Annotated in this window: 13 protein-coding genes; 9 read left to right on the top strand and 4 right to left on the bottom strand. The window is 63.7% G+C overall.

Translation table 11 applies throughout. The features are described from left to right. Positions 1-8: 8 nt before the first annotated feature. Positions 9-899: a LysR family transcriptional regulator gene (locus JOY50_RS23505; RefSeq protein ID WP_132843203.1), complete on the bottom strand. Its 891-nt coding sequence runs from the start codon at positions 897-899 to the stop codon at positions 9-11. 84 nt (positions 900-983) lie between these two features. Then, positions 984-2,030 (bottom strand): LacI family DNA-binding transcriptional regulator, encoded by a 1,047-nt coding sequence (locus JOY50_RS23500; RefSeq protein ID WP_132843200.1) that lies wholly within the window; start codon positions 2,028-2,030, stop codon positions 984-986. 260 nt (positions 2,031-2,290) lie between these two features. On the opposite strand from JOY50_RS23500, the gene JOY50_RS23495 reads away from it, so the two are divergent. The 4 genes from JOY50_RS23495 to JOY50_RS23480 all read left to right on the top strand — a co-directional run bounded on the left by JOY50_RS23495 (position 2,291) and on the right by JOY50_RS23480 (position 7,967). Continuing rightward, a complete protein-coding gene (locus JOY50_RS23495) occupies positions 2,291-4,507 on the top strand; it encodes a TonB-dependent receptor (protein ID WP_243055957.1) in 2,217 nt (738 codons plus the stop codon). A gap of 152 nt (positions 4,508-4,659) precedes the next feature. Beyond that, on the top strand, positions 4,660-5,994 hold the full coding sequence (locus tag JOY50_RS23490; RefSeq protein ID WP_243055955.1) for an LLM class flavin-dependent oxidoreductase: 1,335 nt from the start codon (positions 4,660-4,662) through the stop codon (positions 5,992-5,994). Then, positions 5,991-7,034: an L-glyceraldehyde 3-phosphate reductase gene (gene mgrA / locus JOY50_RS23485; RefSeq protein WP_243055953.1), complete on the top strand. Its 1,044-nt coding sequence runs from the start codon at positions 5,991-5,993 to the stop codon at positions 7,032-7,034. Before JOY50_RS23490 ends, mgrA begins: the two co-directional genes overlap by 4 nt. Before the next feature lie 3 nt (positions 7,035-7,037). Continuing rightward, positions 7,038-7,967, top strand: coding sequence for an aliphatic sulfonate ABC transporter substrate-binding protein (locus JOY50_RS23480; RefSeq protein ID WP_132843189.1), 930 nt, complete (start codon positions 7,038-7,040; stop codon positions 7,965-7,967). Between the two features lie 122 nt (positions 7,968-8,089). Here the strand turns inward: JOY50_RS23480 and JOY50_RS23475 are convergent, their stop codons facing one another. Further along, complete coding sequence (locus JOY50_RS23475; RefSeq protein WP_132843186.1) at positions 8,090-8,569, bottom strand: GNAT family N-acetyltransferase; 480 nt, start codon at positions 8,567-8,569, stop codon at positions 8,090-8,092. Between the two features lie 124 nt (positions 8,570-8,693). On the opposite strand from JOY50_RS23475, the gene JOY50_RS23470 reads away from it, so the two are divergent. From JOY50_RS23470 to JOY50_RS23450, 5 genes are all read left to right on the top strand, one after another. Beyond that, positions 8,694-9,323 carry a LysE family translocator gene (locus JOY50_RS23470; protein WP_192902557.1) on the top strand — a complete coding sequence of 210 codons (630 nt, stop codon included), beginning with the start codon at positions 8,694-8,696 and terminating at the stop codon, positions 9,321-9,323. 21 nt (positions 9,324-9,344) lie between these two features. Then, the gene (locus tag JOY50_RS23465; protein ID WP_132843183.1) at positions 9,345-10,217 is read left to right on the top strand and encodes an alpha/beta fold hydrolase; all 873 of its coding nucleotides are present in this window, start codon (positions 9,345-9,347) and stop codon (positions 10,215-10,217) included. A 96-nt stretch (positions 10,218-10,313) separates the two neighbouring features. After that, positions 10,314-11,201 (top strand): pirin family protein, encoded by an 888-nt coding sequence (locus tag JOY50_RS23460; RefSeq protein ID WP_243055952.1) that lies wholly within the window; start codon positions 10,314-10,316, stop codon positions 11,199-11,201. 86 nt (positions 11,202-11,287) lie between these two features. Continuing rightward, on the top strand, positions 11,288-12,214 hold the full coding sequence (locus tag JOY50_RS23455) for a DNA-3-methyladenine glycosylase (RefSeq protein ID WP_138737332.1): 927 nt from the start codon (positions 11,288-11,290) through the stop codon (positions 12,212-12,214). Between the two features lie 186 nt (positions 12,215-12,400). Beyond that, positions 12,401-12,661 (top strand): DUF1652 domain-containing protein, encoded by a 261-nt coding sequence (locus JOY50_RS23450; RefSeq protein ID WP_041167745.1) that lies wholly within the window; start codon positions 12,401-12,403, stop codon positions 12,659-12,661. Between the two features lie 20 nt (positions 12,662-12,681). Here JOY50_RS23450 and JOY50_RS23445 read toward each other — a convergent pair whose 3' ends face one another. After that, a complete protein-coding gene (locus JOY50_RS23445; protein ID WP_016499858.1) occupies positions 12,682-13,296 on the bottom strand; it encodes a Yip1 family protein in 615 nt (204 codons plus the stop codon). Between the last annotated feature and the right edge of the window lie 11 nt (positions 13,297-13,307).

Here is a 13,307-nt window from a genome sequence, read left to right as displayed (position 1 = left end):
ATTTCAGCTCACCCGCACAGTTGCTGCCCGGCCACCCGGCCAAACTGCTCAACCGGCTCCTGCAGGTTGCCCAGGTAGCGTGGGTGGAACAGCCACAAATCCACCTGCGGCTTGAAGTCCGTCACATTGACCACGTCCAGCGCATCGCGGTGGCGGCTGTTCTGCAACAAGGGCTCAGGCACCAGCCCAAGCCCCTGCCCATTGGCCACCAGCCCCAGTTGCAGCTCGGTGCCAAAGGTCTCCAGGTTGATCGACAGCCTCAGCCCCTGTTCGCTCAGGGCGCGCTGCAACCCGGCGCGAAAGCCGCAACCATCGGGGTTGAGCACCCAGCCACGGGTGTAGCAGTCCTTGAGCTTGAGGCTGCGCTTGCCGGTAGTTCCCTTGGCCGCCACCACGCGCAGCGGCATGCGTGCGATCGACTGGCTGGCGATACCCTCGGGGAAGATCTTGCCGGGCGGAAACAGTGCCGCGGCGCCATCAAGCTCGCCGTTTTCCATACGCGCGATCAGGCTGCTGCCCCAGCCACTGGTGACCTGGGTACGCAGGTCAGGGTAGGTTTCCCGAATTTGTGCCAAGGCATCGAGCAGCACCACATCGCCAAGGGTTTGTGGCACGCCCAGGCGCAGGGTACCGGACGGGGCCCCGTCGTTGGCCACCAGCTCGCGCAGCGAGTCGATCTCACGCAAGATCGCCTTGCACTGCTCGTACACCCGCAGGCCCATGGGGGTGGGCTTGAGCGGCTTGGTGTTGCGGTCGAGCAGGGTGGCGCCCAAGTCTTCCTCGAAGTTCTGCACGCGGCGGGTGATGGCCGGCTGGGTCAGTTGCAGGGCCTCGGCAGCAAGGTTGGTCGACTGGCAACGGATGACCGCCACAAAGGCGTCCATGTCATCGATTTTCATATTCGGCGCTCACATATTGGGGCGGTGGGACATACCGTAGGAGAATAATCCTCAATGGCCGGATTGTCACAGCGCCTGTGCAGCTCACGCGCTCTCGCGGGCAATCAACTCACACGCCAACAGGTTGAGCCGTTGTACCTCACCCTCACATGCCACCACCCCAAGGTGCTGCAACACGCGCAACGCCGCTAGTTCGCCAATTTCCCGCGAGGGCGGGCGCAGGGTGGTGAGGCTGGGCAACAGCATGTCGGCAAAGGGGTAGTCGCCAAAACCAACGATGGCCATGTCTTCGGGAAGGCGCAAACCGGCGCGCTGGCCCGCCAACAGGGCGCCGGCAGCAAGGTTGTCGTTGGCGAAGATGATCGCCTCGGGCCTTGGGTTGCGGCGGATCAACGCCTCCATGGCCTGCTTGCCGGCCTCGAACGGTGCGGTGTCGGCGGAGGGCACGAACACCCAGGGTTCCAGCCCGGCTTCATGCAACGCTTCGACATAGCCATCGCGCCGCTCCAGCGCACTGAAGTCGCCGGCCGCGCTGTTTTGCACGAAAGCGATACGCCGGTGGCCCTTGCCCAGCAGGTAGCGGCAGGCCTGGACACCCACCTGGTGATGAAGGAAACCCACTTGCAAGGGCGACCGCTCAGGGCGGTAGTCCCAGATTTCCACGACCGGTACGTCTGCGTTGGCCAGCATCTTTTCCGTGGCCGGGCTGTGGAAATGGCTGGTGACCACCAACGCTGCCGGCGACCAGCCGAGAAACGCCCGTACGGCGCTTTCTTCCTGCGCTTCGCTGAAATAACTGGAGGCCAGCAACAGTTGGTAGCCATGGCTGCTGAGGGTGTCGCTGAAGGCCTGGATAGTCTGGGCGAAAATCGGCCCGGAGATATTCGGAATCACCATACCGACAATGCGCCCACGGGCCGAGGCCAGCCCTCCGGCGACCAGGTTGGGCACATAGCCCAGCGCCTGCACGGCGGCTTCGATACGCTCGCGCAAAGGCGGCGACACCTGGTCTGGCTGGTTGAAGTAGCGCGACACGCTGATGGCCGAAACCTCAGCGGCGCGTGCCACCTCGGCGAGGGTGACACGGCCTGCGCCGCGGCGCTTGCGGGGGGGATCCTTGGCCTGGCTCACCGGGCTGCCTCCTGGGGAAATGGCGCGATGGTAGCGCTAACGGGAAGGCGGTTGGCAAATAGCTTTATTGCATATCAATCTGACTTTTAAGTATTTGACGTGCTAAGCGAAGGCCTCTGATACTTGCTCATGTTAGCGCTAACAAGCGCAGCTGTTGGCCAGCGCCTGCCACTCGCACGAGCGAGACCAGACAACCACAGCAACTTCGTGTCGGCCCCGTCAGAAGGGGCCTGGTCTGGTTTCCCGAGGCAGTGAGCACCATGCAGAAAAGCCGTACACCATTCCCCGCTACGCAATGTCGGCCGCTGGCCGCAGCCATCCTGCTGGCCGCTTTTGGCCAAGGTGCCCAGGCAGCCGAGCCGGCCGAAGCAGCGGCTCCGCAGGCCACTGCATTGGGCGCCGTCACCGTGACCGCCACGCGCCGCGAAGCCACGCTGCAGGAAGTGCCGGTGGCAGTGTCGGTGATCGACGGTGAACAGCTCGAACGAGACAACCGCAACAACGTTGCCAGCATTGTCCAGCAGGTGCCTACTCTCAATTACCGCGCTGGCGCCTCGAACAAGGACACCTCGCTGTTCATCCGTGGCGTGGGCACCATTTCGACCTCGCCGGGCGTCGAGCCCACCGTGGCGACGGTGGTCGACGGCGTGGTGTTCGGCCGCCCCGGTCAGTCGACCCTCGACCTGCTCGACCTCGAACGCATCGAGGTACTGCGCGGGCCGCAGGGCACGCTGTTTGGCAAGAACGCCTCGGCTGGCGTACTCAACGTGGTCAGCAAGGCCATCCCCGAGCAGACCCAGGGCTATGTGGACTATTCGCACTTTGGCGGCGGCGATGAGAACCGCCTGCGCTTTGGAATTGGCGGGCGCCTGAGCGAGCAGCTCAAGGGCTCTTTGAGCACCTTGTGGGGCGACTACGATGGCAATGTCGAAAACGTTGCCAATGGCCACGACGTCAATGGTTACGAACGCAAAGGCGCCCGCGGCAAGCTGGAGTTCGAGCCCAACGAAGACTTGCGCCTCACCCTGATTGCCGACTACATGAAGGGCGAGGACACCTTGCCCAGCGGCGTGATCACCAGCGCCAGCGCCGCATTCGCCAGCCAGTTGCGCCCGGTGACGCCAAGCGCCCACAACCGCGACATCAACAGCGACTTCAAGACCCACGTCGAAGACGAGAATCAGGGGCTTTCGGCGCAACTGGACTGGCAGCTGGGCGACTACACCCTGACTTCGATCAGCGCCTGGCGGGGCTGGGACAACACCCAGTACCAGGACGGCGACCGCCTTGCCTTGCTGCCGGTGACAGCGTCGCATGACAAGGGCACAGTGGACTATGACCAGTACAGCCAGGAGTTTCGCCTGACTTCGCCCAAAGGGCAGTTCAACGAATACGTGCTGGGCGCTTTCTACATGCATGGCACATCCAACGAGACCTACCAGCGCCTGTCGGTCAATGGCGGCGTGGCCAACAATGGCCGCGCCGACTATTCCACCATCAACGACAGTGTCGCGCTGTTCGGTGAGAACACCTTCAACTTCACCGATGACTTGCGCGCCATTTTCGGCCTGCGCTGGACCCACGACGACCTTGAATACGACCACCGCCGGGTCTCTACCTCCGCCACCGCAGTGACTGGTATCCAGCCCTCCACTGCAAGTTCCGGCTCGGTGGACGAAGACGGCTGGAGCGGGCGCACCGGCTTGCAATACGACTTCAACGACAACCTGACTGGCTACGTCACCTACTCGCGCGGCTATAAAGGGCCGGCTTACAACGTGTTCTTCAACATGCAGCCGCGCGACACCGGGGCACTCAAGCCCGAAACCTCGGATGCCTACGAAATCGGCTTGAAAAGCACGGCGCTGGACAATCGCCTGACCGCCAACCTGGCTGTGTTCCACACCGACTACGACAACTACCAGGCCAACTTCTTCGACACCGTGGCCAACCAGGTGGTAACCCGCCTGGTGAATGCCGGCAAGGTCAAGACCCAGGGTGTGGAGCTGGATGCCAGCTTCCAGGCCACCTCGCGGCTGAAGCTGTCGACAGCCGTGGCCTACACCAAGGCCCGTGTCGATCACTTCAACTGCCCGGCCGGTGCGGCGGCCAACTGCAACATCGATGGCGGCCACCTGCCGTTCACGCCGGACTGGAAGACCTACCTGCGCGCCGATTACGTGATCCCGCTGGACAACGGCCTGGATGTGGAACTGAGCAGCGATTACAGCTGGCAGGACGCCGTGCAGTTCAGCCTCGATCAAAACCCGGACACCGTGCAGGGCGCCTATGGCATCTGGAACGCCAGCATTGCCCTGGCCGACTACAACGACGGCTGGCGGGTAGCCCTGTTGGGCAAGAACCTGGGCGACAAATCGTATGCGCAGATGCTGGCCAGTGGCGGCGACTACATCTACCGCTCAGTACCGCGGGATGACGGGCGCTACTTCGGCGTTCAACTGCGCAAGGATTTCTGAGTGGCGACCGGTGGCCTGTACCGGCCTCATCGCCGGCAAGCCAGCTCCCACAGGTACAGCGCAGCCCGAAAGATTTGCGCGCTCCCTGTAGGAGCCGGCTTGCCGGCGATGGGCCGCAAAGCGGCCCCAATCAAGATTTCAAGGAGAACAACATGCCCCGCCAAATGAATCTGGGCGCTTTCCTCATGGCTACCGGTCACCACGTGGCAGCCTGGCGCCACCCGGAGGTACCGGCCGACCCGCTGGATTTCGCCACCTACAAGCGCACCGCACAAATCGCCGAAGCCGCGTGTTTCGATGCCTTGTTCGTCGCTGACAGCGTCGCCGCGCCCAGCGACCCGCTGGCCAGCCACAGTGCCCGCTCGGTGTACTTCGAACCACTGACCCTGTTGTCGGCGCTAAGCGCAGTCACCGAACGCATCGGCCTGATCGCCACCGCCACCACCAGTTACAACGAGCCGTACCATGTGGCACGCAAGTTCGCCTCGCTGGATCACCTGTCCGCAGGCCGTGCCGGCTGGAACCTGGTCACCTCCGACGCTGCCGCCGAGGCCGGCAACTTTGGCCGCCAGGCACACATCCCGCATGCCGAGCGCTATGCTCGCGCCCGCGAATTCCAGCAGGTGGTGCAAGGGCTTTGGGACAGTTGGGCCGATGACGCGTTCTTGCGCGACAAGGCCAGTGGCCTGTTCCACCACCCGCAGGCCGTGCGTAACCTCGACCATGTGGGCGAACACTTTCGCGTCAAAGGCCCGCTCAACGTCGCCCGCTCCCCACAAGGGCGACCGGTGCTGGTGCAGGCCGGCTCGTCCGAAACCGGCCGCGAGCTGGCCGCCCAAAGCGCCGAGGTGGTGTTCACCGCCCAGCCGAGCCTGGCTCGGGCACAGGCTTTTTACGCCGACCTCAAAGGGCGCCTGGCCCGCCATGGGCGAGATGAGCATTCGCTGAAGATCATGCCCGGCGTGTTTGTTGTGGTGGGGCAAAGCCAGGCGCAGGCCGAGGACAAGTACGAACAATTCCAGGCGCTGGTCGACCCGCGTGTCGGCGTTGGCTTGCTCGGGCGCATGCTCGGCAACTTCGACCTTTCCGGCTACCCGCTGGACGGCCCGCTGCCAGAGTTGCCGCCCACCGAGGATGGCCAGCGCAGCCGCCAGCAACTGCTGACCGAACTGGCCGGCAACGAACAGCTGACCCTGGCCCAGCTGGGCCGGCGCATCGCCGGTGGGCGAGGGCACTACAGCCTGGTCGGTACCCCAACGCAGATCGCCGATGAGCTGCAAGCCTGGTTCGAAGGCGGCGCCGCCGATGGCTTCAACGTGCTGGTGCCGCACCTGCCCCTGGGGCTGGAGGACTTCGCTGTGCACGTGGTGCCCGAGCTGCAGCGTCGCGGCCTGTTCCGCCGTCAGTACCAGGGCCACACCCTGCGCGAGCACCTGGGCCTGCAACGCCCAGCCAACCCATACTTTGCCGAACGAGGCCAACCATGAGCTACACCGCCAACCCCGAGCGCTATGCGCGCATGCCTTACCGTCGTGTCGGTCGCAGCGGCCTGGTGCTGCCGGCCCTGTCCCTGGGCCTGTGGCACAACTTTGGCGATGCCACGCCCATCACCACCCAGCGCGCCTTGCTGCACACGGCGTTCGATGCCGGTATCAACCATTTCGACCTGGCCAACAACTACGGCCCGCCCTATGGCAGTGCCGAGACCAACTTCGGCCGGCTTCTGCGCGAGGACCTGCGTAGCTACCGCGACGAGCTGATCATTTCCAGCAAGGCCGGCTGGGACATGTGGCCCGGGCCGTACGGGCAGGGCGGCAGCTCGCGCAAGTACCTCATCGCCAGCCTGGACCAGAGCCTGGCCCGGCTGGGCCAGGATTATGTCGACATCTTCTATTCGCACCGTTTCGATGCCGACACCCCCTTGGAAGAAACGGCCATCGCACTGGCCGACATTGTGCGCCAGGGCAAGGCGCTGTACATCGGCATCTCGTCCTATTCGGCCGGCAAGACCGCGGAAATTGCGGCGTTGCTGCAGGCAATGAATGTACCGCTGCTGATCCACCAGCCGTCGTACAACCTGTTCAACCGTTGGATCGAACGGGACCTGCTCGACACCACCGATGCCTTGGGCGCCGGGGTGATCGTGTTCACTGCGCTGGCCCAGGGCCTGCTCAGCGATAAATACCTGAATGGCATCCCGGCTGATGCCCGTGTGAACCGTGCGGGTGGCGGCTCGCTGCTACCCCAGCATTTGTCGCAAGCCAACATCGCCCGCGCACGCGCCCTGAATGAGATTGCCCGTCAGCGTGGCCAGAGCCTGGCCCAACTGGCGCTGGCCTGGACCCTGCGCGACCTACGGGTGAGCTCTGCGCTAATCGGCGCCAGCCGGCCCGAGCAGATCACCGAGAACGTGGCGGCGCTCGACAACCTGGCCTTTACCGCCGAAGAGCTGGCCGCCATCGACCAGTACGCCGTGGAAGGGGGGATCAACCTGTGGGAAAAACCCTCGACCGACTGGAAGGAGTGACCCATGCGCATGCTACGCCTTGCCATGCTGCTGTTGCTGGCCCTGGCCAGCGCGGCCCAGGCCGCAGACCCGGCTACCTTGCGTATTGGCTACCAGAAGGGCTCGATCAGCCTGGTGCTGGCCAAGCAGCATCGGCTGCTGGAGCAACGTTTTGCCAACACCCGCGTGCAATGGATCGAGTTCCCCGCCGGCCCGCAGATGCTTGAGGCGTTGAACATCGGCAGCCTCGATATCGGCTCGACCGGTGATATTCCGCCGATCTTCGCCCAGGCCGCCGGCGCCGACCTGTTGTACATCGGTGCCGAGCCGCCCAAGCCCCAGGCTGAAGTGATCCTGGTGCCGAAAGACAGCCCGATCAGCGCTGTGGGTGAACTCAAAGGCAAGCGCATTGCCCTGCAGAAAGGTTCCAGCGCACACAACCTGCTGTTGCGTGCCCTGGCCAAGGCCGGGCTGAGCATTGGCGATGTTCAGCCGGTGTACCTGGCACCTGCCGATGCCCGGGCGGCGTTTGAGCGGGGCAGCGTGGACGCCTGGGCAATCTGGGACCCGTTCTACTCGGCTCTCGACCTGGAAGGCAAGGCGCTGCTGCTGGCTGACGGCCAAGGGTTGGGGCTGATCGGGCCGTTCATGCTGGGTTCACGCCCCTATGTCGAAGCCCATGGCGCCTTTGTCGGGCAGTTGCTGGACGAAATCAGCCGGGCCGAGGCGCTTACCCGCAGCGACGAGGCCGGCAGCATCCGCTTGCTGGCGCAGTTCATGGGCTTGCCAGAAGAAGTGGTAAAGCGCAGTTTCAGCCACCGGCCGGCGTCACCGGTGCTGCCGGTAAGTGATGAGATCGTGGCGGCGCAGCAGCGTACGGCGCAGCTGTTCTTCGACAACAAGGTACTGCCCAAGCGGGTCGATATTGCCGGGGCAGTGTGGCGGCGGCAGTAACTTTACCTGTCCGGGCCCTATCGCCGGCAAGCCAGCTCCCACAGGATTAGCAGTGCCCTTAGGGGTCATACAGTACCTGTGGGAGCTGGCTTGCCGACGATAGGGCCGCATCAGCAAGTGTGTCATCCGCGGGCGAATGCCGCCAGCTTCTCGCCATCCAGCCGGTAGCGCACCCACTCGCCCTGCGCCTCGGCCCCCAGCTTCTGATAAAAGCCGATCGCCGGCTCGTTCCAGTCCAGCACGCTCCATTCCAGACGCCCGCAATTGTTCGCCACCGCCTCGCGGGCAATATGTCGCAGCAGTTGCCGGCCAGCACCGTCGCCACGCTGTTCAGGCGTGACGTACAGGTCTTCCAGATAAATACCGTTGCGCCCGAGCCAGGTCGAGTAGCTGTAGAAGTACACGGCAAAACCGACTGCCCGGCCATCGCGTTCGCACATCAGACTACGCACTGTGCTGCCCTCATCGAACAGGCTGTGCTCGATGTCGGCCAGGGTTGCGACCACCTCGTGGCGGGCACGTTCGTACTCGGCCAGCTCGGTGATGAAGGCCAGGATCTGCGCGGCATCGGTGCGAACGGCAGGGCGAATGGTGAGGCTCATGGTGACGGCTTCCTTGGTCCGGGGTATCGATACAGTGGCGTGTATCTGCGTAATTTAATGTAACTGTATGGGTCGCGCGATGGAGCGACTCCGGTAGTGTGACAGCACCTATAAAGAAAGTGGAATGCCCGCCATGCTCGCCTCTGCCGACTTGTTGACCGCTTTCGTGCTGTTTGCCTTTGTATCTTCCATCACCCCCGGCCCCAACAACACCATGTTACTGGCCTCGGGGGTGAACTTCGGCGTGCGTCGCTCGATCCCTCACGCCTTGGGTATCAGCGTCGGTTTCATGGTCATGGTGCTGGCCGTGGGCCTGGGCCTGGGTGAAGTGTTCAAGGCTTGGCCGCCGCTGTACACGGTACTGCGCTACACCGGTGCGGCCTACCTGTTGTACCTGGCCTGGAAAATCGCCACGTCCGGGCCGGTCGGCACGGCCTCGTCAAGCGCCCGCAAGCCGCTGGGTTTCTGGGGCGCAGCGGCGTTCCAGTGGGTCAACCCCAAGGCCTGGGTGATGGCGGTGGGGGCGATTACTACCTACACACCGGCGCAAGGCTACGTGACCAACGTGGTTGTCATCGCCGCCGTGTTCGCTTTGGTCAACCTGCCCAGCGTCGGTGTGTGGGTCATGTTTGGCAGCGCCCTGCGCAACGTATTGCAAAACCCGCGCTGGCTGATGCTGTTCAATGTCCTGATGGCCTTGATGCTGGTGATTTCCCTCTACCCGCTGCTGTTTGTAGAATCGGCGTTTTCCTAGCCTCGCGAGTACAGCAAACCCATGCAGTTGATCCCCTGGTCCCACGAATGCGCCGAAGGTTTCACCCTGCGTGGCTGGCGAACCCCGGCCAGTGGCAAGCCGTTGCTGCATTTTTTGCACGGCAATGGCTTCTGTTGCCTGGCCTACCAACCGCTGCTGATGCGCCTGGGCGAACATTTCGACCTGTGGCTGTGCGACGTTCAGGGGCATGGCGACAGTGACCATGGTGGGGTTTTTCGGGGGTGGAACCGTACTGCAGAGCTCGCAGTGCAAGCTTTCCAGGCCGGGCGTGGCGAGTACGGCGATGTGCCGCGGGTTGCCATGGGGCACAGCTTTGGCGGTGTGCTTACAGGCCTGATCCTGGCCGCTGAACCTGAGCTGTTCGAGCGTGCGGTGTTGCTTGACCCCGTGTTGTTCAGCCGTCGCATGCTAGGTGTAATGGGGGCGGCAGCACTGGTTGGCCTGCACCAGCGTCATGCGCTGGCCCGCAAGGCCGCCAGCCGCCGCAGCCACTGGCCTGATCGCGAGGCAGCACTGGCCTCGCTGCAAGGGCGGGGCATATTCAAGGGCTGGACCGATGCGGCGCTGCAGGCTTATGTCGAACATGCGATTGGCGATTGCGGTGACGCAGTGGTGCTCAAGTGCCGGCCCAGCCGGGAAGTGGAAATCTTCAGTTCATTCCCCAAACGCATGTGGGCCCGCCTTACTGCGATCAGTACACCGACACTGGTTTTGTATGGCGAGCAGACTTATCCCTTCGTGCCACATTCGGTGAACCGCCTGGCGGGGCTCAACCGGCATGTGAGCGCCCGGCAAGTTGCCGGTGGGCACTGTTTCATGCAAGAAGACCCGGCCATGGCGGCGGAACAGGTGCTTGGCTACTTGCAGGGCTGACTGTTCCACAGGTGGGACGATGCATGCCATATCAGCCATCTACCGCATGATTGGTATCATTGATAAGGTTATCCCAGCCAAGAGAGGAGCCTTCTCATGAAAAACATTCTGGGTATCCACCGCAGCCCGCACGCCCATTGGGTAGGTGATGGCTTTCCCGTGCGCAGCCTGTTCACCTACGACAACCTGGCCAGCCGGATCAGCCCGTTCCTGCTGCTGGACTACGCTGGCCCCCATGACTTCACCCCGACCACTGCGCGGCGCGGCGTTGGCCAGCACCCGCACCGCGGTTTCGAAACCGTTACCATCGTCTACCAGGGCGAGCTGGAACACCGTGATTCCACGGGCGCTGGCGGCCTGATCGGGCCAGGTGATGTGCAGTGGATGACCGCCGCCAACGGCATCATCCATGAAGAGTTCCATTCCCCGGGTTTTGCCCGCAGTGGCGGTACGCTGGAAATGGTTCAGCTGTGGGTCAACCTGCCTGCGCGTGACAAACGTGCAGCGGCCGGTTACCAGACACTGTTGGCCAGCGACATCCCGGTGGTCACGCTGGACGGTGACGCCGGTAGCTTGCGGGTGATTGCGGGTGACTACCAGGGGCACCCAGGGCCGGCTCGGACCTTTACCGCGATGGATGTGTGGGACCTGCGGCTCAATGCAGGCACGGCCTTGCAGTTGCCGATTGCTGCCGGTCGCAACGCGGCGCTGGTGGTGTTGCGCGGTAACGTGCGCATCAACGGCGAGCGTGAAGCGGGCCCGTCCAGCCTGGTCCTGCTGGACCGTCAGGGTGAGGATGTCACCGTTGAGGCGCTGGAAGGTGCCGGTGTGCTGGTGCTCAGTGGCGAGCCGATCGACGAGCCGATTGTCGGTTATGGTCCATTCGTGATGAACAGCCAGGCGGAGATTGCCGAGTCGTTCGACGATTTCCAGGCCGGGCGGTTTGGGCAGATGGAGGATGAGCAGGAAGGGGCTCAGCACTGAGTCTTGCCCGAAAAGCTGGGGGCTGTTTCGCACCCCCGGCTTTCTTGAGCATGGATTGGCCCCCAGGGTTTTGGCATGATCAGCCCATGCCCAAGCCCACACTCCAGCACGCCGTCCGCCGATCATTGCCCACCCCCGGCCACCACACCTTGTGGCTGCGCTACCGTGCCCCTTATCACTGGCCCTCGACCCTGGGCTTCCTGACCGCCCGCTGCATCCCTGGTATTGAAACCTGCCTCGACGGCACCTATCGCCGCACCCTGGTTATTGCCGGCCACCAGGCTGTCTTGCACGCCACCCCCTTGCGCAACCAGTTGCGCGTGCGCCTCGAAGGCGTTCCCTCAACTGCATTGCCTGGCCTGATCGCCAGACTGAGGCGCTTCTTCGACCTCGACGCTGACCCAGCGCGCATCGCGGCCGAATTGTCCCGCGACCCCTTGATGGCCCGTTTAACCCGCGAGCGCCCAGGCCTGCGCGTGCCGCAAGGCTGGGATGCCTGCGAACAAGCCATGCGTACCGTGCTGGGCCAGCAAATCAGCGTGGCCGGCGCCATGACCCTGGCCGGCCGGCTGGTACAACGTCATGGCACAGCGCTGCGTCTGCCGGCAGAGGGCCTGAGCCATGTGTTCCCGGCTTTGCCGGCATTGGCGAATGCACAGTTCGAAGACATGGGCATGCCGCGAGCGCGCGCCGCCACCCTCGGCACCTTGGCCAATGCACTACTGGCTGAACCCGGGTTGCTGCGTCGCGGCCAAGCGCTGGATGAGCTGCTGCGCAACCTGTGTCGGCTAAAAGGCATTGGGCCGTGGAGTGCGCACTACCTGGCGCTGCGCCAGGCCGGCGCTGCTGATGCCTTGCCGTTGGGCGATGTGGCGTTGATCAAGGCATTGCGCCTGCTTGAGGGTGATGACGCGAAACTGGCCGAACGGGCGCTGGCCTGGCGACCGTGGCGGGCCTACGCGGCGCAGCACCTGTGGGCATCGCTGGGGTCGGCAGGGACCGCTCGTCGTTAAGTCGGCCAGTGCATTCGAACACTCGGCCCATGCCTGCAATCTTCCACTAAGGTGCTAGAGGATTCCCCGCATGATCATTGCCCCCGCGCATGGACGCCTGCCCGGGCATGTGCAATATCAATTGGCGCCCCGCCCGATAAAGGCGTACTCACTCACAACAGGCCATCGCACAGAGAGGGTCGTACCATGTCGTTGATAGGAGTTTCGATGCTGGAAATGCGGCAGATGATCGAGCAGGCCTGCTTGCCTGATCGCTGTGAAGTCAGCTGCCTGGATGGCGCTAACCTGACCATCCGCCTGGGTCAGGGTCAGAGTCTGGACGAGGGTGTGACCCTGAACGGGGTCCCGCTGCAAAGCCTTAACAGCTGCCGTGATCTGGTCCACCTGGTGGGGCAGCTGCACGCGCTGCGTGACAGCCGCCCGGCGCGAATCAGGTCGATTGCCTGAGCGCGCCCGTCGTGCCCCGGTCAGCCCAGGCTGGCCGGGCGTACGTATTCCGGCATCAGGCCGTTGAACCAGAACAGGATCATTGCCACCAGCATGGTCACCAAGAGTAGAAGCCCCACACCCCAGACGCACGTCGCAAACAGCATCGCCTGTTCCTTCTTCAGCCGCAGGAATGTCTGCAACCCGCCATACAGCAATACGCTGGCATAAGCCGAGGCGGCGAGCAGTGCGGCGAAGGCCAGCCAGCGGATCGGCACCAGCCCGACCACGCCGGCAAAGAACCACGGCGTGGCACAGTAGGCGGCAAAACCAATGCACTGGTTGAGGCTGGGCTGCGCATCGAACCCTCGCGACATCCAACGTATCATCACCCCCATCAGCATCACGCCCACGACGGTAGTGGCATACAGCAGCCCTGCCAGTTGCGCGGCGCTGCCCATGCTCAGGCGTACCCGCTCCTCGGCTGCGAGGCTCCAGCCGAAGGTGGTAGTACCGACAAACAGGCACACAGCGGGTATCAATGCCAGGGCAAGCAGGCGCGGCAGGTATTGCTGTGGGTGGTCCTCTTCGGCCCGGCGGATATCCAGCCAGGCGTCGGCGGGGTGGGTGAAGAGTTTGAGCAATGGACTGTTCATGGCGTTCTCCG

Origin of the sequence: Pseudomonas sp. BP01, from assembly GCF_022760795.1 — a bacterium.
In the GTDB taxonomy this organism is placed as follows: domain Bacteria; phylum Pseudomonadota; class Gammaproteobacteria; order Pseudomonadales; family Pseudomonadaceae; genus Aquipseudomonas; species Aquipseudomonas putida_Q.
Note: the sequence above shows the minus strand (reverse complement) of the source record. Positions and strands in the feature narration are given on the sequence as shown.

What these genes read in the sequence shown, in the direction of transcription:
- JOY50_RS23460 (WP_243055952.1), top strand. Translation starts at nt 10,314, where the DNA reads ATGAAAAACATTCTGGGTATCCACCGCAGCCCGCACGCCCATTGGGTA.
- JOY50_RS23475 (WP_132843186.1), bottom strand. Translation starts at nt 8,569, where the DNA reads ATGAGCCTCACCATTCGCCCTGCCGTTCGCACCGATGCCGCGCAGATC.
- JOY50_RS23480 (WP_132843189.1), top strand. Translation starts at nt 7,038, where the DNA reads ATGCGCATGCTACGCCTTGCCATGCTGCTGTTGCTGGCCCTGGCCAGC.
- JOY50_RS23465 (WP_132843183.1), top strand. Translation starts at nt 9,345, where the DNA reads ATGCAGTTGATCCCCTGGTCCCACGAATGCGCCGAAGGTTTCACCCTG.
- JOY50_RS23450 (WP_041167745.1), top strand. Translation starts at nt 12,401, where the DNA reads ATGTCGTTGATAGGAGTTTCGATGCTGGAAATGCGGCAGATGATCGAG.
- JOY50_RS23455 (WP_138737332.1), top strand. Translation starts at nt 11,288, where the DNA reads ATGCCCAAGCCCACACTCCAGCACGCCGTCCGCCGATCATTGCCCACC.
- JOY50_RS23445 (WP_016499858.1), bottom strand. Translation starts at nt 13,296, where the DNA reads ATGAACAGTCCATTGCTCAAACTCTTCACCCACCCCGCCGACGCCTGG.
- mgrA (WP_243055953.1), top strand. Translation starts at nt 5,991, where the DNA reads ATGAGCTACACCGCCAACCCCGAGCGCTATGCGCGCATGCCTTACCGT.
- JOY50_RS23470 (WP_192902557.1), top strand. Translation starts at nt 8,694, where the DNA reads ATGCCCGCCATGCTCGCCTCTGCCGACTTGTTGACCGCTTTCGTGCTG.
- JOY50_RS23490 (WP_243055955.1), top strand. Translation starts at nt 4,660, where the DNA reads ATGCCCCGCCAAATGAATCTGGGCGCTTTCCTCATGGCTACCGGTCAC.
- JOY50_RS23495 (WP_243055957.1), top strand. Translation starts at nt 2,291, where the DNA reads ATGCAGAAAAGCCGTACACCATTCCCCGCTACGCAATGTCGGCCGCTG.
- JOY50_RS23505 (WP_132843203.1), bottom strand. Translation starts at nt 899, where the DNA reads ATGAAAATCGATGACATGGACGCCTTTGTGGCGGTCATCCGTTGCCAG.